This is a genomic window from Micromonospora sp. NPDC048935, assembly GCF_043197875.1.
Lineage (GTDB): Bacteria > Actinomycetota > Actinomycetes > Mycobacteriales > Micromonosporaceae > Micromonospora.
In genome coordinates this window covers 16,725-35,880 of the sequence record NZ_JBICTZ010000015.1, presented here as the reverse complement: position 1 = coordinate 35,880, position 19,156 = coordinate 16,725, and the positions used below count along the sequence as shown (strand labels likewise).

Annotated in this window: 22 protein-coding genes; 17 read left to right on the top strand and 5 right to left on the bottom strand. The window is 72.2% G+C overall.

Features of this window, described 5'->3' with window-relative positions:
* The first annotated feature begins 112 nt into the window (after positions 1-112).
* From def to ACGFIW_RS30420, 3 genes are read left to right on the top strand one after another with little or no spacing between them, the layout of a single operon-like run.
* Positions 113-670, top strand: coding sequence for a peptide deformylase (gene def / locus ACGFIW_RS30430; RefSeq protein ID WP_393323023.1), 558 nt, complete (start codon positions 113-115; stop codon positions 668-670).
* A 4-nt stretch (positions 671-674) separates the two neighbouring features.
* On the top strand, positions 675-1,601 hold the full coding sequence (gene fmt / locus ACGFIW_RS30425) for a methionyl-tRNA formyltransferase (RefSeq protein WP_393323020.1): 927 nt from the start codon (positions 675-677) through the stop codon (positions 1,599-1,601).
* Entirely contained in the window at positions 1,556-3,034 is a 1,479-nt protein-coding gene (locus tag ACGFIW_RS30420; RefSeq protein WP_393323309.1) for an RsmB/NOP family class I SAM-dependent RNA methyltransferase, read from the top strand. The genes fmt and ACGFIW_RS30420 overlap by 46 nt, the downstream gene beginning before the upstream one ends.
* A 49-nt stretch (positions 3,035-3,083) precedes the next feature.
* On the opposite strand, the gene ACGFIW_RS30415 is transcribed toward ACGFIW_RS30420, so the two are convergent.
* On the bottom strand, positions 3,084-3,974 hold the full coding sequence (locus tag ACGFIW_RS30415) for a septum formation family protein (RefSeq protein WP_393323017.1): 891 nt from the start codon (positions 3,972-3,974) through the stop codon (positions 3,084-3,086).
* A gap of 72 nt (positions 3,975-4,046) precedes the next feature.
* Entirely contained in the window at positions 4,047-4,937 is an 891-nt protein-coding gene (locus tag ACGFIW_RS30410) for a septum formation family protein (RefSeq protein ID WP_393323014.1), read from the bottom strand.
* A gap of 254 nt (positions 4,938-5,191) precedes the next feature.
* On the opposite strand from ACGFIW_RS30410, the gene rpe reads away from it, so the two are divergent.
* The 7 genes from rpe to ribH all read left to right on the top strand — a co-directional run bounded on the left by rpe (position 5,192) and on the right by ribH (position 11,433).
* Positions 5,192-5,872: a ribulose-phosphate 3-epimerase gene (gene rpe, locus ACGFIW_RS30405; RefSeq protein ID WP_357558359.1), complete on the top strand. Its 681-nt coding sequence runs from the start codon at positions 5,192-5,194 to the stop codon at positions 5,870-5,872.
* Between the two features lies 1 nt (position 5,873).
* Positions 5,874-6,830, top strand: coding sequence for a response regulator (locus ACGFIW_RS30400; RefSeq protein WP_393323010.1), 957 nt, complete (start codon positions 5,874-5,876; stop codon positions 6,828-6,830).
* A 444-nt stretch (positions 6,831-7,274) separates the two neighbouring features.
* The gene (gene ribD, locus ACGFIW_RS30395) at positions 7,275-8,336 is read left to right on the top strand and encodes a bifunctional diaminohydroxyphosphoribosylaminopyrimidine deaminase/5-amino-6-(5-phosphoribosylamino)uracil reductase RibD (RefSeq protein WP_393323007.1); all 1,062 of its coding nucleotides are present in this window, start codon (positions 7,275-7,277) and stop codon (positions 8,334-8,336) included.
* Position 8,337: 1 nt separating this feature from the next.
* Positions 8,338-8,982 (top strand): riboflavin synthase, encoded by a 645-nt coding sequence (locus tag ACGFIW_RS30390; RefSeq protein ID WP_393323005.1) that lies wholly within the window; start codon positions 8,338-8,340, stop codon positions 8,980-8,982.
* Entirely contained in the window at positions 8,982-9,668 is a 687-nt protein-coding gene (gene pnuC, locus ACGFIW_RS30385) for a nicotinamide riboside transporter PnuC (protein WP_393323002.1), read from the top strand. The genes ACGFIW_RS30390 and pnuC overlap by 1 nt, the downstream gene beginning before the upstream one ends.
* Complete coding sequence (locus ACGFIW_RS30380) at positions 9,665-10,930, top strand: bifunctional 3,4-dihydroxy-2-butanone-4-phosphate synthase/GTP cyclohydrolase II (RefSeq protein WP_393322999.1); 1,266 nt, start codon at positions 9,665-9,667, stop codon at positions 10,928-10,930. Before pnuC ends, ACGFIW_RS30380 begins: the two co-directional genes overlap by 4 nt.
* A gap of 2 nt (positions 10,931-10,932) precedes the next feature.
* Positions 10,933-11,433: a 6,7-dimethyl-8-ribityllumazine synthase gene (ribH, locus tag ACGFIW_RS30375; protein WP_357069460.1), complete on the top strand. Its 501-nt coding sequence runs from the start codon at positions 10,933-10,935 to the stop codon at positions 11,431-11,433.
* A gap of 108 nt (positions 11,434-11,541) precedes the next feature.
* On the opposite strand, the gene ACGFIW_RS30370 is transcribed toward ribH, so the two are convergent.
* The 3 genes from ACGFIW_RS30370 to ACGFIW_RS30360 are packed head-to-tail and all read right to left on the bottom strand — an operon-like array spanning position 11,542 to position 13,993.
* A complete protein-coding gene (locus tag ACGFIW_RS30370; protein ID WP_393322996.1) occupies positions 11,542-12,285 on the bottom strand; it encodes an amino acid ABC transporter ATP-binding protein in 744 nt (247 codons plus the stop codon).
* Between the two features lie 2 nt (positions 12,286-12,287).
* On the bottom strand, positions 12,288-13,133 hold the full coding sequence (locus ACGFIW_RS30365; RefSeq protein ID WP_393322993.1) for an amino acid ABC transporter permease: 846 nt from the start codon (positions 13,131-13,133) through the stop codon (positions 12,288-12,290).
* Positions 13,130-13,993 carry an ABC transporter substrate-binding protein gene (locus tag ACGFIW_RS30360; protein ID WP_393322990.1) on the bottom strand — a complete coding sequence of 288 codons (864 nt, stop codon included), beginning with the start codon at positions 13,991-13,993 and terminating at the stop codon, positions 13,130-13,132. The genes ACGFIW_RS30365 and ACGFIW_RS30360 overlap by 4 nt, the downstream gene beginning before the upstream one ends.
* A 135-nt stretch (positions 13,994-14,128) precedes the next feature.
* On the opposite strand from ACGFIW_RS30360, the gene ACGFIW_RS30355 reads away from it, so the two are divergent.
* The 7 genes from ACGFIW_RS30355 to ACGFIW_RS30325 all read left to right on the top strand — a co-directional run bounded on the left by ACGFIW_RS30355 (position 14,129) and on the right by ACGFIW_RS30325 (position 18,973).
* Positions 14,129-14,392 (top strand): phosphoribosyl-ATP diphosphatase, encoded by a 264-nt coding sequence (locus ACGFIW_RS30355; protein ID WP_088947482.1) that lies wholly within the window; start codon positions 14,129-14,131, stop codon positions 14,390-14,392.
* A gap of 49 nt (positions 14,393-14,441) precedes the next feature.
* Positions 14,442-15,287, top strand: coding sequence for an ATP phosphoribosyltransferase (gene hisG, locus ACGFIW_RS30350; protein WP_393322987.1), 846 nt, complete (start codon positions 14,442-14,444; stop codon positions 15,285-15,287).
* A gap of 345 nt (positions 15,288-15,632) precedes the next feature.
* Complete coding sequence (locus ACGFIW_RS30345; RefSeq protein ID WP_393322984.1) at positions 15,633-16,106, top strand: PH domain-containing protein; 474 nt, start codon at positions 15,633-15,635, stop codon at positions 16,104-16,106.
* A gap of 695 nt (positions 16,107-16,801) precedes the next feature.
* Positions 16,802-17,452: a translation initiation factor IF-3 gene (infC, locus tag ACGFIW_RS30340; RefSeq protein ID WP_393322982.1), complete on the top strand. Its 651-nt coding sequence runs from the start codon at positions 16,802-16,804 to the stop codon at positions 17,450-17,452.
* A gap of 20 nt (positions 17,453-17,472) precedes the next feature.
* The gene (rpmI, locus tag ACGFIW_RS30335; RefSeq protein ID WP_110566082.1) at positions 17,473-17,667 is read left to right on the top strand and encodes a 50S ribosomal protein L35; all 195 of its coding nucleotides are present in this window, start codon (positions 17,473-17,475) and stop codon (positions 17,665-17,667) included.
* 32 nt (positions 17,668-17,699) lie between these two features.
* Positions 17,700-18,092: a 50S ribosomal protein L20 gene (rplT, locus tag ACGFIW_RS30330; RefSeq protein WP_007458417.1), complete on the top strand. Its 393-nt coding sequence runs from the start codon at positions 17,700-17,702 to the stop codon at positions 18,090-18,092.
* A gap of 83 nt (positions 18,093-18,175) precedes the next feature.
* A complete protein-coding gene (locus ACGFIW_RS30325; RefSeq protein WP_393322979.1) occupies positions 18,176-18,973 on the top strand; it encodes a TrmH family RNA methyltransferase in 798 nt (265 codons plus the stop codon).
* Positions 18,974-19,156: the final 183 nt, after the last annotated feature.

The following is a 19,156-nucleotide window of genomic DNA, read 5'->3' as shown; positions in this document are numbered from 1 at the left end:
ACGCTTGGCACACCGGCGGTGGCCGATCGAGGTACGCCGGCCAGCTCGCGGCCGGGCACTCCGTAGACTGGTACGGCACGGCCCGTCCCACCTGTCGAAGGAGCCTTCCCGCGTGACCGTCCAGCCCATCCGTCTTTTTGGGGATCCGGTGCTGCGCACGCCGGCCGATCCGGTGGTCGACTTCGACGCCGAGCTGCGTCGGCTCGTCGCCGACCTCACCGACACGATGCGTGAGCAGAACGGCGCCGGCCTGGCCGCGCCGCAGCTCGGCGTGAGTCTGCGGGTGTTCACCTTCGACGTCGACGACGTGCTCGGGCACCTGATCAACCCCGTGCTCGAGTTTCCCGACGAGGAGGAGCAGGACGGCCCGGAGGGCTGCCTGTCGATCCCCGGGCTCTACTTCGACACCAAGCGCCGGCAGAATGTCATCGCCAAGGGCTTCAGCTCGTTCGGCGACCCGATGCAGATCGTCGGCACCGGTCTGATGGCGCGGTGCGTCCAGCACGAGACCGACCACCTCGACGGGGTGCTCTTCCTCGACCGGCTCGACGCCCAGGGGCGCAAGGACGCCATGAAGGCGATCCGCCAGGCCGACTGGTACGACGCGGCGGCCCCACCGACGGTCAAGCTGAGCCCGCACATCAGCGACCCCTTCGGTCTGGGTCGGTGACCCGATGCGAGTGATCTTCGCCGGTACGCCGGCCGTCGCCGTTCCCGCCCTGGCCGCCGTCGCCGCCTCCGGGCACGACCTGCTCGCCGTGGTCACCCGGCCCGACGCTCCCGCCGGGCGGGGGCGTGGCCTGTCCCGTTCCCCGGTCGGCGAGTGGGCCGACGCGCAGGGCGTCGAGGTGCTCACGCCGGCCCGCCCCCGCGACCCCGAGTTCCTCGACCGGCTGCGGGCGCTCGCACCGGACTGCGTGCCGGTGGTCGCCTACGGCGCGTTGGTGCCGCCGGCGGCCCTGGAGATCCCCCGGCACGGCTGGATCAACCTGCACTTCTCGCTGCTGCCCGCGTGGCGTGGTGCCGCGCCCGTGCAGCACGCCGTCCTGCACGGTGACGAGTTGACCGGGGCCAGCGTCTTCCAGTTGGAGGAGGGCCTGGACACCGGCCCGGTGTACGGCACCCTCACCGACGAGATCCGGGCCGCCGACACCTCCGGTGACCTGCTGGAACGGCTCGCCGACTCCGGTGCCGGGCTGCTGGTGGCGGTGCTCGACGCGATCGCCGACGGCACCGCCCGGGCGCAGCCGCAGCCCGCCGACGGGGTGTCGCTGGCGCCGAAGTTGACCGTGGACGACGCCCGGGTGCGCTGGGGTGACCCGGCCTTCGCCGTCGACCGGCGGATCCGGGCCTGCACGCCCGCGCCTGGTGCGTGGACCACGTTCCGGGGCGAGCGGGTGAAGCTCGGCCCGGTGGTGCCGGTGCCCGACGGCCCCGAGTTGAAACCGGGGGAGTTGTTCGTGGAGAAGTCGCGGGTGTTGGCGGGCACGGCGACGGTGCCGGTGCGCCTCGGTGAGGTGCGTGCCGCCGGCAAGCGGGCCATGGGCGCGACCGACTGGGCGCGCGGCGTCCGGGTCGGCACCGGCGAGGACTTCGCGTGACGGCCCCGGAGGGTACGCGTCCGACACGTTCCGGCCCGCTGTCCGGTCGTGGCGGTGACCGCCGTCCGGTCCGGCCGCCACTGGATCGACCGCGCCGTGCGGCGTACGAGGCGGTGGCCGCCGTGCACCGCGACGACGCGTTCGCCAACCTGGTGCTGCCCACCATCCTGCGCGACGAGGGGCTGTTCGGCCGGGACGCGGCCTTCGCCACCGAGCTGACCTACGGCACCCTGCGCAACCTGGGCACGTTGGACGCGATCCTGACCGACGCGGCCGGCCGGGACGTGGCCCGGATCGACCCCCCGGTCCGCGACGCGCTGCGGCTCGGGGCGTACCAACTCCTGCACACCCGGGTGCCGGCGCACGCCGCGGTGTCGTCGACCGTCGACCTGGTCCGTTCGGTCGCGCCGGGCGCAACCGGCTTCGCCAACGCGGTGCTGCGCGAGGTGTCCAGCCGGGACGCGGACGCCTGGGTGGCGAAGCTCGCCCCACCGATGCAGACCGATCCCGTCGGGCACCTGGCGTTGGCGTACAGCCACCCGCAGTGGATCGTGCGGGCCTTCTCCGAGGCGCTCGGTGGCGACCTGGGTGAGACCACCCGCCTGCTGATCGAGGACAACGAGCGCCCGCCGGTGCACCTGTGCGCACGGCCGGGGCTGATCGACCCGATCGAGTTGGCCGACCAGGTCGGCGGGGCGCCCGGCGCCTTCTCCCCGTACGCCGTCTATCTGTCCGGCGGCGCGCCGGGCGACATCCCGGCGGTGGTCGACGGCCGTGCCCACGTCCAGGACGAGGGCTCCCAGTTGGTCGCCGCGGCACTCACCAACGCGCCGCTGGACGGCCCGGACGGGCGTTGGCTGGACCTGTGCGCCGGCCCGGGCGGTAAGGCCGGCCTGCTCGGGGCGCTGGCCGCGCAGCGTGGTGCGCGGGTGACCGCGGTGGAGGTGGCCGAGCACCGCGCCCGGCTGGTCTCCCTGGCGACCCGTGACCTGCCGGTGGCCGTGCTGGCGATGGACGGCCGTGACGTGGGCGCCGACCCGAAGCTGCCGGAGCAGCACTTCGACCGGGTGCTGGTGGATGCCCCGTGCACCGGGCTGGGGTCGCTGCGGCGTCGGCCGGAGTCGCGGTGGCGCCGGCAGCCGTCCGACCTGCCGCCGCTGACCCGGCTGCAACGAGAGTTGCTGGGTGCGGCGTTGCGGGCGGTCCGCCCGGGTGGTCTGGTCGCCTATGTCACCTGCTCGCCGCACACCGTCGAGACGCACGTGACGGTGACCGAGGCGGCCCGCCGCAGTGGTGTCGCGGTGGACTTCGTGGACGCTCGGCCGCTGCTGCCGGCCGGCATGCCCGGTCTGGGCGACGGGCCGACGGTGCAGCTCTGGCCGCACCGCCACGGCACCGACGCGATGTTCCTCGCCGTCCTGCGCCGAGGCTGATCTGTTCGACGCGTCCGGCCGGTCACCCGACCGGCCGGACGCGGGGCGCTCAGGTGACCGGGAGCCCCTTGGTGCCGGCGCTCTTCATCGAGCGGGTCAGGTTCCGGTCGGAGATCCAGAGGAAGCACTGCACACCGCGGTTGCCGTTGCGCCACTCCTCCTCGTACGGCTGGTAGAAGATCGTGCCGGCGCGGAACTCGAGCTGGGAGTTGTCCGGCACCTTGGCGTACTTGGCGATCATCGTCTGGCAGGCGCGGTGGGTCTTCTGCACACTGCGGGTGAACGCGCTGTAGCTGATCTCCGGGGCCTGCCAGACGCCGACGAACTCGGCGTGGTGCCTGGCCGTGCAGGAGACCGGCAGCATCTCGTCGATGTCGTCCTTGACCAGCTTGGGGTTGAAGCAGCGGTACGCCAGCGGCGCCGCGCCCGACAGCGCACCACGGAGACTGCCGGTGCGCAGGCCGACGGTGGTGTCGTCGATGCTGGCGATCTCGCTGACGTCGCAGCGGTACCACCGGGCCCCGCCCGCCCAGGCCTGCGGTGACGGCAGCACGACGGTCAGGCCGAGCCGCCCGGAACGCCAGTCGGCGCCCACCGCCTTGTTGACGACCGTCCCGCACCCGGCCTGTGCGGCCCGCATGCCGGCCGAGCCGGGCTGCGGGGGCGTGGCCGGCTCGGCGTTCGCCCCGGTGAGCGTGCCGACGTGCATGGTCTCCGCCAGGTGCGACTCGGTGCACGCCGTCGGGTTGTAGCCGGTCAGGAAGCCGACCTGCTGAGCGGTCAGGTGGCAGACGTCGGCGGCGGGCACGAACTGCTGCGCGGCGACCGGCGCCGGCCAGTCGTCGACGAGGTCCCTGTCGATTCCGGCGGGTGCGCTGCACCCGGCCAGCACCAGGGCCAGGGCCGCACCACCGGCGTACGCCGTCAACCACCGTCGCATTCCCGACCTCCCGCCACTGTGGCCTCCGGCCGAACCCAGCCGGTCGGTAGCGCCACGGCGCAGCAGCATACGCTAGCTTGCGGGCAGTCCCTCGGGGCCGGCGCCGCGGATCGAGCGGGTGAGTTTGCGGTCGTCACTCCACAGGAAGCAGCGCACCCCACGGTCACCCTCCTCCCACTCCCGTTGCGACGGCGGGTAGTAGATGGACCCGGCCCGGTACGGTAGGTCCTTGTCGTTCGGCACGGCGGCGTACTCGGCGATCAACGCCATGCAGCGCTGGTGCGACCGCGCGGCGGAGCGGGCGAACGTGGCCCAGTCGGTGTCCTGTTCCTGGTAGACGCCCACGAACTCGGCGCGGTGCGGCTCGCTGCACAGCACCGGTGCCATGTAGTTGAGGTTGTCGCCGATCAGCTTGGGGTCGAAGCACCCGTGGGTCAGCGGGTTGTCGCCGATCAACGCGCCGCGCAGGCTGCCGGTGCGGTTCACCGGGCGGGTGTTGTCGATGCTGCCGGTCTCGCTGAGGTCGCAGCGGAACCACCGTGCGCCCCCGGCCCAGGCCGGCGCCGATGGCAGCGCGAGGGACAGCGTGAGCCGGGCCGTGTGCCAGTCGCCGCCGAGCACCTCCCGGGCCCGTTGGTCGCACTCGGCGCGGGCCGTACGCAGCGCCGACGACCCCGGTTCCGGTCGGGTCTCGGTCAGCGCGTCGGGCCCGACGAAGGCGCCGACGTGAATGGCCTCGGCCAGGTGGTTGCGCGCGCAGTCCACTGTCTCGTAGGTGCTGGCCTGCACGACCGCGGTGATCCGGGGCAGGCAGGTGTCGGTGGCGGGGGTGAACGGCGTCGGGTCCCGCAGCGCCGGCCAGTCGTCGGTGAGATCACCGTCCGCGCCCCGTGCCGGCGCGCAGCCGGCCAGCAGCATCATCGTGACGCCGGCCAGCACCAGCGCTGGGAGCCACCGTCGCATCGTCCGCCCTTCCGGGAACTGACGGCCGGTCACCGCGTCCCGCGGCGAGACCCCGCCGGGCGTGCCCCGTTCGGCACCGTCCCGCTTGGAGTGTCGTCGCGTTTCCGTCGATCGGCCAGCCACTCGTGTCTGTTCGTCCGGATTCGGCAGTCCGGAACGACCAATTCTGCACCACCGGTCACTGTCGCATCACAACGCGTCGGAGTTGGTGCCGCGATGCGGATGGTGGGTGGCCACGTTCGTACACTGGCCCCGTGACCGTACCGCCGCCGATCGTCGCGCCGAGCATCCTGGCCGCCGATTTCGCCCGTCTCGCCGAAGAGGTCCGTGCCGTCGAGGACGCCGCGGACTGGTTGCACGTCGACGTGATGGACAACCATTTCGTGCCGAACCTGACCATCGGTCTGCCGGTGGTGCAGAGCCTGCGTGCGGTCACCGCGATGCCGTTCGACGTGCACCTGATGATCGAGGATCCGCGCCGGTGGGCCCCCGGTTACGCCGACGCGGGGGCGTACAACGTCACCTTCCACGCGGAGGCGTCCGACGACCCGGTGGCGCTGGCCAAGGACCTGCGCTCGGCCGGCGCGAAGGCTGGCCTGGCCATCGACCGGGACACCCCGATCGAGCCGTACCTGGACCTGCTGCCCAGCTTCGACACCCTGCTGATCATGACGATCAAGGCCGGTTTCGGTGGGCAGCGGTTCATTCCCCAACTGCTGGACAAGGTGCGTGCCGCCCGCCGGCACGTCTCGGCCGGGCACCTGGAGCTGCGCATCGAGGTGGACGGCGGGATCGCCGCGGACACCATCGAGCAGGCGGCCGCCGCCGGCGCCGACGCGTTCGTGGCCGGCACCGCCGTGTACGGCGCGGCCGACCCGGCGGAGGCGGTACGGCACCTGCGGGCACTGGCGGAACGCGCGGCTCGCGAGGTCTGAGGTGGACCCCGAGGGCGATCACAAGGACGTCATCCTCGTCGTCGACGACGACGAGGACATCGCCCGTTTCGTCGAGTTCAACCTGCGGCTGCACGGCTTCGAGGTCATCCACGCCAGCGACGGGCAGGAGGCCCTCGAGGTCATCGAGCGGCAGCGACCGGACCTGGCGGTGGTCGATCTCATGATGCCCCGCATCGACGGGCTGGAGCTGACCCGGCGGCTGCGCGCGGACCCGATGACCTCCGCCCTGCCGGTGATCATGCTGACGGCCAAGGGGATGACGGTCGACAAGGTGCACGGGCTCAGCGCCGGCGCCGACGACTACCTGGTCAAGCCGTTCGACACCGCCGAGTTGGTGGCCCGGGTCTCGTCGACGCTGCGCCGCAACAAGGAGTTCCGGGAGGTCTCCCCGCTCACCGGGCTGCCCGGCAACAGCCGGATCCGGCGGGAGATCAGCGACCGGGTCCGCCACGGCGTGGACTACGCGGTCGGCTACATCGACATCGACCGGTTCAAGAGCGTCAACGACCGCTACGGTTTCGTCCGCGGTGACGACTTCATCTCCGCGCTGGCCCGCAGCCTGCACCGGGCGGTGGTGGCGGTGGGGCTGCCACCGGCCTTCCTCGGCCACGTCGGCGGTGACGACTTCGTCATCGTCTGCGCACCGGACCAGGTCCGCCCCCTGACCTCCCGCGCGGTCGTCGACTTCGAGAAGTCCGCCGACACGCTCTACGACGCGACCGACCGTGAGCGCGGCTTCGTCGAGCTGAAGGACCGGCGCGGCACCATCCGGCGCGCCGCCCTGGTCACGCTCTCCATCGGGGTGTCCCTCTCCGACGCCGGCAAGCGGTTCACCGACCCCCTGGAGGCGATCGCGGTGGCCTCGGAGATGAAGACGGTGGCCAAGAGCCAACCGGGCTCGTACGTCGCCGTGGACCGGCGCCGTGGTGTCACGTGAGCATGACGACGCTGTGAAGTAGCTCGCCACGGTGGCGACGCACCCCCGTCGGCGTGTAAGACTGCCCTGTACCCACCACGCGCTGGCGGGACTCGGTGAAATTCCGAACCGGCGGTGATCCACGGTCCAACCGTGGTCAGCCCGCGACCCGGACGGCTCACGCCGCCCGGTGGACCTGGTGAAAATCCGGGGCCGACGGTTGGGAGCGGTTCGTCCGCCCCCAGACAGTCCGGATGGGAGACAGCGCGCGGGACGGACGGGTCCGAGCCGGCCGCTGGCTTCAGCGCGCCGTGCCGACCCTCCGGGGGCGGCTGTGCCGTTCCCGGAATCCGCGGGCGGCTCGCGCCGTTCCCGGGATCCGCCACCGCCTGCCCGTGGCCCCATGGCCACCGCCTCCCTGACCGCCCGCGCGCGGACCGGCGAGTGAGAGGGCAGGGCAGGGCGATGGCCAGCGTCTCCGTCGACGAGGCGATGCGGCGTGCGATCGAGTTGGCGGCACGCGGGCTCGGCACCACCAGTCCCAACCCGGTGGTCGGCTGCGTGCTGCTCGACGAGGACGGCCAGGTCGTGGGCGAGGGCTTCCACGCGTACGCCGGCGGGCCGCACGCCGAGATCGTCGCCCTGGCGCAGGCCGGGCGACGGGCCAAGGGCGGCACCGCCGTCGTCACTCTGGAACCGTGCGACCACACCGGCCGCACCGGCCCCTGTAGTTCCGCGCTCGTCCAGGCCGGGGTCGCCCGGGTGGTCATCGCCGTGCCCGATCCCAACCCGGTCGCGTCCGGCGGCGCCGCCACCCTGCGCGCCGCCGGGGTCCGGGTCGAGGAGGGGGTACGCGGCGAGGAGGCCGAGGCCGGCAACGTCGCCTGGCTGACCTCGATGCGCCGCGGCCGGCCGTACGTGATCTGGAAGTACGCCGCCACGCTCGACGGGCGCTCCGCCGCGGCGGACGGCACCAGCATGTGGATCACCTCGGAGGCGGCCCGGATCGACGTGCACGCGCTGCGCGGCACTGTCGACGCGGTACTCGCCGGGGTGGGCACCGTGCTCGCCGACGACCCTCGGCTGACCGCCCGCAACCTGCGCGACGGCAGCCTGGCCATCCGGCAGCCACTGCGGGTGGTCGTGGACAGCTCGGGGCGTACCCCGGCTGACGCCCGGGTCCGCGACGGCGCCGCGCGGACGTGGATCGCGACGGCCGACGAGGTCGGCGCCGACCCGGACGGCCGGGTGGATCTGTCGGCGTTGCTCGCGGCGCTGCATCAGCGCGGGGTCCGCGCGGTGCTGCTGGAGGGCGGCCCGCGACTGGCCGGGGCGTTCCTGGCCGCCGGCCTGATCGACAAGATCGTCTCCTACGTCGCGCCCCGGTTGCTCGGCGCCGGCCCGACCGCCCTGGTCGACGCCGGAGTGAGCACCATCGCCGAGGCCATCGATCTGGAGTTCGTCGACGTTACGCAGATCGGTCCGGATCTCCGGATCACCGCTTTGCCCCGCAAAAGGGAGGGCTGACATGTTCACCGGCATTATCGAGGAGTTGGGCGAGATCGTCCGGGTGACGGCGACCGCGGGCGATTCCGCCCTTGTCGCCGTACGCGGTCCGCTCGTCACATCCGACGCCCGGCACGGCGACTCCATCGCGGTCAACGGCGTCTGCCTGACCGTCGTGGACGCCACCGACGGCGTCTTCACCGCGGACGTGATGGGGGAGACGCTGCGCCGCTCCGCGCTTGGCGCGCTGCGCCCCGGCGACCCGGTCAACCTGGAGCGGGCCGCCGCCCTCGGCAGCCGGCTCGGCGGGCACCTGGTGCAGGGCCACGTCGACGGCGTCGGCGAGCTGATCTCCCGGGAGCCCGCGGAGCAGTGGGAGACCGTCCGGTTCCGGCTGCCCGCCGCGCTGTCCCGGTACGTGGTGGAGAAGGGCTCGATCACCATCGACGGCGTCTCGCTGACCGTGGCCGAGGTGGGTGCGGACGAGTTCGCCGTCGGGTTGATCCCGACCACGCTCAAGCTGACCACACTCGGCGCCAAGGGCGTCGGCGACCCGGTCAACCTGGAGGTCGACGTGGTGGCCAAGTACGTCGAGCGGTTGCTCGGCGACCGGCTCACCGGCACCGACGGCACCGGGGTGGCCCCGAGCACGGGTGGGGTGGCCTGATGGGCCCGCTCGGTTGGCTGCTGGACGCCCAGGTGCAGGTGGCCGGCTCGCCGGTGCTGGCCCGGGAGATCGTCGGCAACGCGTTCGGGCTGTTCTCCGCGCTGCTCGGGCTGCGCCGGCTGGTCTGGGCCTGGCCGGTCGGGATGGTCGGCAACGCGCTGCTGCTCACCGTGTTCCTCGGCGGGGTGTTCGCCACCCCGCAGGAGCACGACCTGTACGGGCAGGCCGGCCGGCAGGTGTTCTTCTTCGCGGTCAGCGTCTACGGCTGGTGGCGCTGGCGGTCCAACCGTCGCGCCGACGCCGGTCGGGCCGCGGTCGTCCCGCGCTGGGCCACCGGGCGGGAGCGGCTGGTCATGCTGCTGGCCGCCGTGGTCGGCACCGCCGCCGCGTACCCGGTGCTCAAGGCACTGGGCTCGTGGGGCCCGCTGCCCGACGCCTGGATCCTCACCGGCAGCCTGCTGGCCACCTACGGCATGGCCCGCGGCTGGGTGGAGTTCTGGCTGCTCTGGGTCGCGGTGGACGCGGTCGGCGTGCCGCTGTTGCTGCGCGGCGGTTTCTATCCGTCGGCGGCCATGTACCTGGTCTACGGCGCCATCTGCGTCTGGGGCTTCGCCGCCTGGTGGCGCACCTCGCGCGCCACCCGACCGGTCCCCGTCCGTCCCATCTACACGGAGGCCGTGGCGTGACCAGTTTCGGAGATATCGAGCAGGCTATCGCGGAGATCGCGGCCGGGCGGCCGGTCGTCGTGGTCGACGACGCGGACCGGGAGAACGAGGGTGACCTGATCTTCGCGGCCGAGCTGGCCACGCCGGAGCTGATGGCGTTCATGGTGCGCTACACCTCCGGGTACGTCTGCGTGGCGGTGACCGAGAGCGAGGCCGATCGGCTCGACCTGCCGCCGATGCACCACACCAACCAGGATCGGCGCGGCACCGCGTACACGGTGACCGTGGACGCTCGGGAGGGGATCGGCACCGGCATCTCGGCGGCCGACCGCGCGCACACCAGCCGGCTGCTCGCCGGCGCGGCGACCGACCCGACCGACCTGGCCCGACCCGGGCACGTGGTGCCGTTGCGTGCCCGCGAGGGCGGGGTGTTGCGGCGGCCCGGGCACACCGAGGCGGGGATCGACCTGACCCGGCTGGCCGGGCTGCGCCCGGCGGGTGTGCTCTGCGAGCTGGTCAACGACGACGGCACCATGATGCGGCTGCCGGACCTGGAGAAGTTCTCCGCCGAGCACGGCCTCATGCTGATCACCATCGCCGACCTGATCGCCTACCGGCGGCGTACCGAGAAGCAGGTCGAGCTGGTCGCGGACGCCCGGATGCCCACCCGGCACGGGGTGTTCCGGGCGCTTGGCTACCGCGCCGCGCACGACCCGGCCGAGCACGTCGCCATGGTGCTGGGTGACCTCGGCGACGGCCAGGACGTGCTGGTCCGGGTGCACTCGGAGTGCCTGACCGGGGACGTGTTCGGCTCGCTGCGCTGCGACTGCGGGCCGCAGTTGGACGCCGCGCTGGCCCGGGTCGCCCGCGAGGGCCGGGGCGTGGTCCTCTACGTCCGCGGCCACGAGGGGCGCGGCATCGGGCTGCTGCACAAGTTGCAGGCGTACCAGTTGCAGGACGCCGGCCGCGACACCGTCGACGCCAACCTGGACCTGGGGCTGCCGGCCGACGCCCGCGACTACGGCACCGGCGCCCAGATCCTCTACGACCTGGGCGTGCGCTCGATGCGACTGTTGACCAACAACCCGGCCAAGCGGGCCGGGCTGGAGGGGTACGGGTTGACCATCACCGGCCGGGAGGGGCTGCCGGCCGGCGCGCACCCGGAGAACCTGCGCTACCTGCGCACCAAGCGGGACCGGATGGGTCACCTGCTGGACGAGTTGGACGAGGTGTCCGAGGCGCCGCTGGGGCGCCCGGTCGCCAACGACGAGATCGGAGCATGACGATGGCGGGTTTCGGGGAGCCGGGAGTCGACGCGGTGGACGCCGCGGGGCTGACCGTCGGGGTCGTCGCCGCCCGGTGGCACGGTGACCTGACCGACCACATGCTGGAGCGGGCGGTGGCCGCCGCCGAGGCGTGCGGCGCCCGTTCCGTCGTGGCCCGGGTCGCCGGCTCGGTCGAGCTGCCGGTGGTGGCCCAGGCTCTGGCGCGCCGCTGTGACGTGGTGGTCGCTCTCGGCGTGGTGGTGCGCGGCTCGACCGCCCACTTCGACTACGTGTGCCGCTCGGTCACCGACGGGCTGACCCGGGTGGCGCTGGACGAGGGCAAGCCGGTGGCACACGGGGTGCTGACGGTGGAGACCATCGAGCAGGCCCGCGACCGGGCCGGTCTGCCCGGCTCGGCCGAGGACAAGGGCTGGGCGGCCACCGTCGCCGCGCTGGACGCCGCGCTGGCCGTGCGAGCGGTGGCGGCCGGCAACGCCCAGCGGGTCGGCTTCGGCGGCTGACGCCTCAGCCGCCTCGGCCGGCTGGTGCTTGGCGGCTTCTGCGGCTGCCGCCCTGGCCGGCTGGCGGCTTCGGCGGCTGCCGCCCTGGCCGGCTCTGCGGGCGGGTGTTCAGAGCCGGCCGGCCTCGATGATCCGGTGCAGGAACTGCCGGGTCCGGGGCTGGGTCGGCTCGCCGAGCACCTGCTCCGGTGGGCCGCTCTCGACGACCCGCCCGGCGTCCAGGAAGCACACCTGGTCGGCGACCTCCCGGGCGAAGCCCATCTCGTGGGTGGCCAGCACCATGGTCATGCCGTCGGCCTTCAGGTCCCGGATCATGGCCAGCACCTCACCGACGAGTTCCGGGTCCAGCGCGGACGTGACCTCGTCGAGCAGCATCAGTCGAGGTGAGTTGGCCAGCGCCCGGACGATCGCCACCCGCTGCTGCTGCCCACCGGAGAGCCGGTCCGGGTAGGCGTCCGCGCGGGCACCGAGCCCCACCCGGTCGAGCAACTCCCGGGCCTGGGCCTCCGCCTCCGCCCGACCCCGCCCGTGTACGCGGCGCGGCGCCAGGGTGATGTTGTCCAGGACGCTCAGGTGCGGAAAGAGGTTGTACGCCTGGAACACCATGCCGATCCGCCGCCGGACCCGGTCCGGGTCCACCCGGGGGTCGGAGATGTCTTCCCCGTCCAACTCGATGGTGCCGTCGTCGAGGTCGTCCAGCAGGTTCACGCAGCGCAGCAGCGTCGACTTGCCCGACCCGGACGCGCCGATCAGGGCCACCACCTGGTGCTCGGCGACCGTCAGGTCGAGTTGGTCGAGCACGACGGTGCCCCCGAACTCCTTACGCAGGCCCCGGCAACGCAGCAGAGCCATGGTCAGCCTCCCGACTGTCGGCGTGCCGCGCGCAGCGTCACCCAGTCGGTGACCGCGATCAGCGGGATCGCGAGCAGCACGAAGAGCACCCCCGCCACGACGTACGGCGTGTAGTTGAAGGTCTGGGCGGTGGCGATCTGCGCGGCGCGGACCGCGTCGATCGGCCCCGCGAGGGAGACCAGCCCGACGTCCTTCTGCAACGCCACCACGTCGTTGAGCAGCGGTGGCGCCACCCGGCGCACGGCCTGCGGCAGGACCACGTGCCGCATCGTCTGCCGGTAGGTCAGGCCCAACGAGCGGGCCGCCGCGAGCTGGCTGGGGTGCACCGACTCGATGCCGGCCCGGAACACCTCGGCGAGGTAACCGCCGTAGGTGAGGACCAACGCGATCCCACCCAGCGCCAGCACCGGCGGCATGCCCTGCAACCGCAGGCCCGGCACGCCGAGGGTGAGCAGGTACAGCACGATGATCAGCGGCAGGCCGCGGAAGGTGTAGGTGTAGCCGGCGGCCAGCGCCCGGACCGGGAAGAAGACCGGGCCGCGCAGCGTCCGCAGCACCGCGATCACCAGCCCGAGCAGCAGCGCGCCGACCGCGCAGCAGACCAGCAGCCGTACGTTGAGCCAGAGCCCGCTCAGCACCGCCGGCAACGCGTCGGAGGCGATCGCCGGGTCCAGGAACGACCGCCGGACCCGCTCCCAGCCGGGAGCACCGGTCACCGCGACGACGAGCAGAGTGCCGAGAGCCGCCGTGGAACAGGCCGCGACCAGCACGCTGTAGACGGTCTGCCGACTCCGGTACGCGGACCGCCGCCGCTGCGCCTCGGACGGGACGTGTTCGAGCAGTGTCACCGCAGCTCGGCCGCCCCCGCCACCTGCGCGAGCCACTTCTGCTCCAACTGCTTCAGCGTGCCCGCCTCGGTGAGCTGGCCGACCGCGCCGGTGACGCAGGAGGTCAACGGCGAGTTCTTGTCCAGCAGCAGCCCGAATGCCTCCGGTGAGCCGACCTGCGGCACCTGCCCGACGATCGTCGCGTCGGTGATCTCCGCGCCGGTGATGTAGAAGGCGGTCGGCAGGTCCACCACCAGACCGTCGATCTGCCCGTTCTGCAGGGCCTTCTTGGCGTCGTCGTTGCTGTTGTAGACCTGCGGCTTCGCGGCCGGCGTGATGACGTCCGTGATCGCCTGATAGCTGGTGGTGCCGACCTGGGCGCCGAGCTTGGCGTCGCGCAGCTCCGCCAACGACTTCCGGCCGGCGATCTTCGAGGACTTCAACGCGATCACGGTCTGCCGGACCAGGTAGTACGGTGCGGAGAAGTCGACAGCCCGCTTGCGCTCCTCGGTGATGGAGAACTGGTTGATGTCGAAGTCGAAGTTCTTCGGCCCCGGTGCGATCGCGGTGTCGAACTTGACCCGGGTCCACGTGACGTCGGCGCGGGCGTAGCCCAGCTTCTCGGCCACCGCGTACGCGACGGCGGATTCGAAGCCCTCGCCGCTGTCCGGCTTGTCCTTGGCGAACCACGGCTCGTACGCGGGCTGGTCGGTGGCGATGGTGAGCTTGCCCGGCGTACGCGTGGGCAGGCTGTCCTTGGCGCAGGACGGCGCGGCGGTGACGGTGGGGTTGGGTTTCTCCTCCTGTGGCGCGCACCCAGCGACGGCGGTGACGACCGCACCGGCGAGGGTGAGCGCGAGGAGACGTGAGCTGCTGGCCATGGCCGACAGCGTAGAGGTATCGACGGGTCTGCTTGGGGGCTTGTCCCACCATGTTGATAGGGAATTGTCCGCTTGCTGGATTTCGGCCGACCCGGACGCGGGGCGTCGCCGCGGCGGCTGGAAGAATCGTCTCCCGTGAAGACGTTCGAGGAGTTGTTCGCCGAGCTGCAGGCCAAGGCCGCCGCCGGCACCCCGGGCTCGGGCACCGTCGCCGCCCTGGAAAAGGGCGTGCACTTCATCGGCAAGAAGGTCGTCGAGGAGGCGGCCGAGTCGTGGATGGCCGCCGAGCACGAGGGGCCGGAGCGCACCGCCGAGGAGATCTCCCAACTGCTCTACCAGGTCCAGGTGCTCATGCTCGCCAGTGGTCTCGACCTCAAGGACGTCTACCGACATCTGTGAGTGCATCCCCACCCGTTGATCGCCATCCGGATCGAAGGAGCACTCCGTCATGCTGCGTGTCGCCATCCCCAACAAGGGCACCCTGGCCGAACCTGCCGCCCAGATGCTGCGCGAGGCGGGCTACCGCCAACGCACCGACCCCAAGGACCTCGTCTGCCGCGACGAGGCCAACGACGTCGAATTCTTCTACCTGCGCCCCAAGGACATCGCCACCTACGTCGGCTCCGGTGACCTCGACCTCGGGATCACCGGCCGGGACCTGCTGATCGACTCGGCCGCGCCGGCCGAGGAGGTGGTCGACCTCGTCTTCGGTCAGGCCACCTTCCGCTTCGCCGCCCGCCCCGGCGACATCGCCTCCGTGCAGGAGCTGGGCGGGCACCGGATCGCCACCGCGTACCCGGGGCTGGTCGAGCGGCACCTCGGCGAGGCGGGCGTCAAGGCCGACGTGATCCGCCTCGACGGCGCGGTGGAGAACGCCGTACGCCTCGGCGTCGCCGACGTGATCGCGGACGTGGTGGAGACCGGCGCCACCCTGCGCCAGGCGGGCCTCGTGGTGTTCGGCGAGCCGCTGCTGCGCTCGTCGGCGGTGCTGGTCCGCCGTACCGACGCCCCGCCGCACCCGCAGTCCGAGCAGCTGCTGCGCCGCCTGCACGGTGTGCTGGTCGCCCGTCGTTACGTGATGCTCGCCTACGACGTGCCGGCCGGTCTGCTGGAACGGGCCAGCGGGCTCACCCCCGGCATCGAGTCGCCCACCGTGTCCCCGCTGCACCGCGAGGGGTGGGTGGCGGTGCAGGCGATGGTGCTCCGCGACGACGTCCACCGCATCATGGACGAGCTGTACGAGCTGGGCGCCCGCGCCATCCTCGTCACCAACATCCACGCCTGCCGCCTCTGACCGTATCCCGCTTGATCAACTCGGTTTCGTGAAAACGGGGGTGTCCGGCCGCCAGGGACACCCCCGTTTTCACTGACCTCGAATGGGTTTGTCGGGTTCGTGTGGGTTTGACGCGTGGGCGCGCGTCGCGGCCGTTCCAGGAGAGGCAAGATCACGCTCGAACCAGGATGTAGTGGCCTCCACCACCACCGAGACCACTACATCCTGGTTCGAGCACGATCATGCGGTGGGTGCCCGGTGCCCGGTGCCCGGGGCTCGGCGTCCGGTGCCCGGTGCCCGGGGCTCGGGGTGGTGGCTCGGCGGGTGGTGCGTTTGACGGGTGGGTGTGGGTGGCAGACTGGTGGGGTGAGTGAAACCGAGCTGGTCCGCCTGAAGCCCCGCCGCATCCGCGTGGTCTGCTGGTCGGCAGCGGCTGCCCTGGTGGTGGTGTTCGCTCTGGTCGCCACGTCGCTGAGTGGCCCGACCGGCGACGGTTACGGCAGCTTCCAGCGCGGCGACCAGATTGCCATGATCGGTCTCGGCGTCTTCGGTGCTCTCGGCTTTCTGCTGTTCACCCGTCCTCGGGTGGAGGCGGACGCGCGCGGCATCCGGGTCCGTAACGTCATCAGCTCCTACGAGCTGCCCTGGGAGGTCGTCCGGGGCGTCCGCTTCGACCGGGGCGCGCCGTGGGCCAGCCTGGAGTTGCACGACGACGACCTGCTGCCGATGATCGCCCTGCAGGCCGCCGACAAGGAGTTTGCCGTCGACGGGGTCCGCGCGCTGCGCCGACTGCACCAGGCTCACCAGGCCCACCTCGCCGAACGCGCCGCGCGTCACTGACCCCGACCATCCCGCCTCTTCGGCCGGCCCACGCGGTCACCGCCCCTCCCCACGCCGTCACCGCCCCTCCCCACGCGGTCACCGCCCCTCCCCACGCTCCAAGATCCACGCAACATCACCGAAAGTGCTGCCTCAGCCCGCCCTGAGGCAGCACTTTCGGTGAATTTGCGTGGATCTTGATCCCGCCGGGCCCGACCGGGCCCCCGGGCCCGCCGCGCTGACGGGTCTACCGCGCTGACGGGTCTACCGCGCTGACGGGTCTACCGCGCACGCCGGGCCGCTCCGCTCGCAGTGGCTCGCCGGGCCGCTCCGCCCGCGGGGTGACCCGGGCCACCGGGGGGCGGGCGGCGTGTGTGGAGGCCCTGCGTGGGTTGGGTGTGCCCGGTTTGGGGGCGGTCGGGGCGCGGGTGTAGTGTTATCGAGTCGACCAGGCTGTCTCCGCATGCGAGCAGGCAGCCTTGAAAGCGGAGCGCCTGCTCCCACCCGAGTCGCCGCTACGGTGGCCGGGTCCGGTCACCGGTTCCGGGCACGTCCCGGCGTCGGATGAGCGATCCTGTGATCGTGCTGACCGGTCGAGCGGGCCCTGGCATGCGCCGGGGCCTTCTGCTTTCCAGGTCGGTTCCCACCTGGGAGCCGCGGGGGTCGGCACCTGAGCAGAAACGACTCGAGGAGGCCCCATCAGCGTCGAACCACGCGTGAACGAGCAGATCCGGGCACGTGAGGTCCGACTGGTCGGCCCCGAGGGTGAGCAGGTGGGCATCGTCCCGCTGGAGCGCGCCCTTCAGCTGGCCGCGGACGTCGATCTGGACCTGGTCGAGGTTGCGCCGATGGCGCGCCCGCCGGTGTGCAAGCTCATGGACTTCGGCAAGTTCAAGTATGAGAGCGCACTCAAGGCGCGCGAAGCGCGGCGTAACCAGCAGCAGACCGTCATCAAGGAAATGAAGCTTCGGCCGAAGATCGACCCGCACGACTACGAGACCAAGAAGGGTCACGTGGTGCGGTTCCTCAAGGCGGGCGACAAGGTCAAGGTGACGATCATGTTCCGCGGTCGCGAGCAGAGTCGCCCGGAGCTGGGTTACCGGCTCCTGCGCCGGCTCGAATCCGAGATCACGGACCTGGGATACGTCGAGGCCGCTCCCAAGCAGGACGGCCGAAACATGATCATGGTTCTCGCTCCGCACCGGGCCGTCAAGGCCTCCGCGGTTGCCGCTACGGCGTCCCGCGGTGGGCCTCGGGACCGGGCGGCGGACGAGTCCGCCGCTCCGGCAGCCGAGGAGACCGCGGCGGTCGGCGAGACCGCAGCAGCCGGTAACACCGGCCTCGCCGCCGATACCAGCGGCGAGTAACAGGGGAGAAGACGTTCCACATGCCGAAGATGAAGAGCCACACGGGTATGGGCAAGCGGGTCAAGGTGACCGGCCGTGGCAAGATCGTGGCCGAGCAGGCCGGCAAGCGCCACCTGTTGGAAGGTAAGTCTTCCACCCGTACCCGCCGGTTGACCGGCACGGTCGAGGTGGCCAAGGCCGATGTCAAGCGCATCAAGAAGCTGCTCGGCCGCTGACGCGCGCCACCTTTACGTTTTAAGGAGTTGAGATGGCACGCGTCAAGCGGGCTGTGAACGCCCAGAAGAAGCGTCGTACCCTGCTGGAGACCGCGAGCGGTTACCGCGGTCAGCGCTCCCGGCTGTACCGCAAGGCCAAGGAGCAGGTGCTGCACTCGATGCAGTACGCCTACCGGGACCGTCGCGACCGCAAGGGCGACTTCCGGCAGTTGTGGATTCAGCGGATCAACGCGGGCGCCCGGGCGAACGGGATGACCTACAACCGCCTGATCCAGGGCCTGCGTCTGGCCGGCATCGAGGTCGACCGCAAGATCCTGGCCGACATGGCCGTCAACGACGCCGCGTCCTTCGCGGCGATCGTCGAGCTGGCCCGGGCCGCGGTCACGGCCGAGGGCACCGGCGGCGCGGCGGCTCAGGCCGCCTGATCCCCACGCACCAGAGCGAGGCGTCTCCCGTGTCGGCACCGCCGTCCGGGGGGCGCCTCGATCGTGCCGGAGGAGCCCACACCATGGCCTTCACCCCGCGTACCCCCAGGATTGTCGCCGCCCGCCGGTTGCAGCGCCGCCGCGACCGCGACGCCGCCAGCCGGTTCCTGGCCGAGGGACCACAGGCGGTCCGCGAGGCACTGGCGCGGCCGGGGGTGGTCACCGAGTTGTTCGGTACGCCCGCCGCGCTCGACCGGCACCCGGACCTGGCCGCCGCGGCGGCCCACGCCGACGTGCCCGTCTCCGAGGTGACCGACGACGCCCTCGCCGCGTTGGCCGAGACCGTCGCCCCGCAGGGGCTGGTCGCGGTCTGCCGGCACCTCGACGTGTCGCTCCAGCAGGCCCTCGCGAACGCACCCCGGCTGGTGGCGGTGCTCGCCGAGATCCGCGACCCGGGCAACGCCGGCACCGTGTTGCGCACCGCCGACGCGGCCGGGGCGGGTGCGGTGGTCTTCGCCGGCGAAGCCGTCGACCCGTACAACGGCAAGTGTGTGCGGGCCTCGGCCGGCAGCCTCTTCCACGTCGACGTCGTCCGCGCGCCGGACCCGGTCACGGTGGTCGACGCGCTGCGCGCCGCCGGACTGTCGATCTTCGCCACCACGGGGTACGGCGACAGCGACCTGGACGACCTGACCGACTACGGTCGGCTCGTCGGGCCCACCGCCTGGTTGTTCGGCTCGGAGGCGCACGGGTTGCCCGAGGAGTTGACCGCCGCAGCCGACGCCCGGGTGCGGGTGCCGCTGTACGGGCGCGCGGAGAGCCTTAACCTGGCTGCCGCGGCGGCGGTGTGCCTGTACGCTTCAGCGAGAGCACAGCGCTGACGGTGATCGTGCCCGGCGCGACTGACAGCAGGGGAGAGCGTCCGTCCATGAACGCGCAACGGCGTTCGTTTAGCCAGCCCGCCGGTGTCGGCGGGCGGCGGGCCTGACCTGCTCCCTGCACGGACTCCTACCGGCGGGCTGCGGCACAGCCGCGCGTCCGTAGACTCGCTTAGCCGCCCCGCT

Excerpts from the sequence above, each read along its gene's own strand:
- fmt (WP_393323020.1), top strand. The coding sequence starts at position 675 with ATGCGAGTGATCTTCGCCGGTACGCCGGCCGTCGCCGTTCCCGCCCTG.
- ACGFIW_RS30415 (WP_393323017.1), bottom strand. The coding sequence starts at position 3,974 with ATGCGACGGTGGTTGACGGCGTACGCCGGTGGTGCGGCCCTGGCCCTG.
- ACGFIW_RS30410 (WP_393323014.1), bottom strand. The coding sequence starts at position 4,937 with ATGCGACGGTGGCTCCCAGCGCTGGTGCTGGCCGGCGTCACGATGATG.
- ribD (WP_393323007.1), top strand. The coding sequence starts at position 7,275 with ATGGCCAGCGTCTCCGTCGACGAGGCGATGCGGCGTGCGATCGAGTTG.
- ACGFIW_RS30390 (WP_393323005.1), top strand. The coding sequence starts at position 8,338 with ATGTTCACCGGCATTATCGAGGAGTTGGGCGAGATCGTCCGGGTGACG.
- pnuC (WP_393323002.1), top strand. The coding sequence starts at position 8,982 with ATGGGCCCGCTCGGTTGGCTGCTGGACGCCCAGGTGCAGGTGGCCGGC.
- ribH (WP_357069460.1), top strand. The coding sequence starts at position 10,933 with ATGGCGGGTTTCGGGGAGCCGGGAGTCGACGCGGTGGACGCCGCGGGG.
- ACGFIW_RS30370 (WP_393322996.1), bottom strand. The coding sequence starts at position 12,285 with ATGGCTCTGCTGCGTTGCCGGGGCCTGCGTAAGGAGTTCGGGGGCACC.
- ACGFIW_RS30360 (WP_393322990.1), bottom strand. The coding sequence starts at position 13,993 with ATGGCCAGCAGCTCACGTCTCCTCGCGCTCACCCTCGCCGGTGCGGTC.
- hisG (WP_393322987.1), top strand. The coding sequence starts at position 14,442 with ATGCTGCGTGTCGCCATCCCCAACAAGGGCACCCTGGCCGAACCTGCC.
- rpmI (WP_110566082.1), top strand. The coding sequence starts at position 17,473 with ATGCCGAAGATGAAGAGCCACACGGGTATGGGCAAGCGGGTCAAGGTG.
- rplT (WP_007458417.1), top strand. The coding sequence starts at position 17,700 with ATGGCACGCGTCAAGCGGGCTGTGAACGCCCAGAAGAAGCGTCGTACC.
- ACGFIW_RS30325 (WP_393322979.1), top strand. The coding sequence starts at position 18,176 with ATGGCCTTCACCCCGCGTACCCCCAGGATTGTCGCCGCCCGCCGGTTG.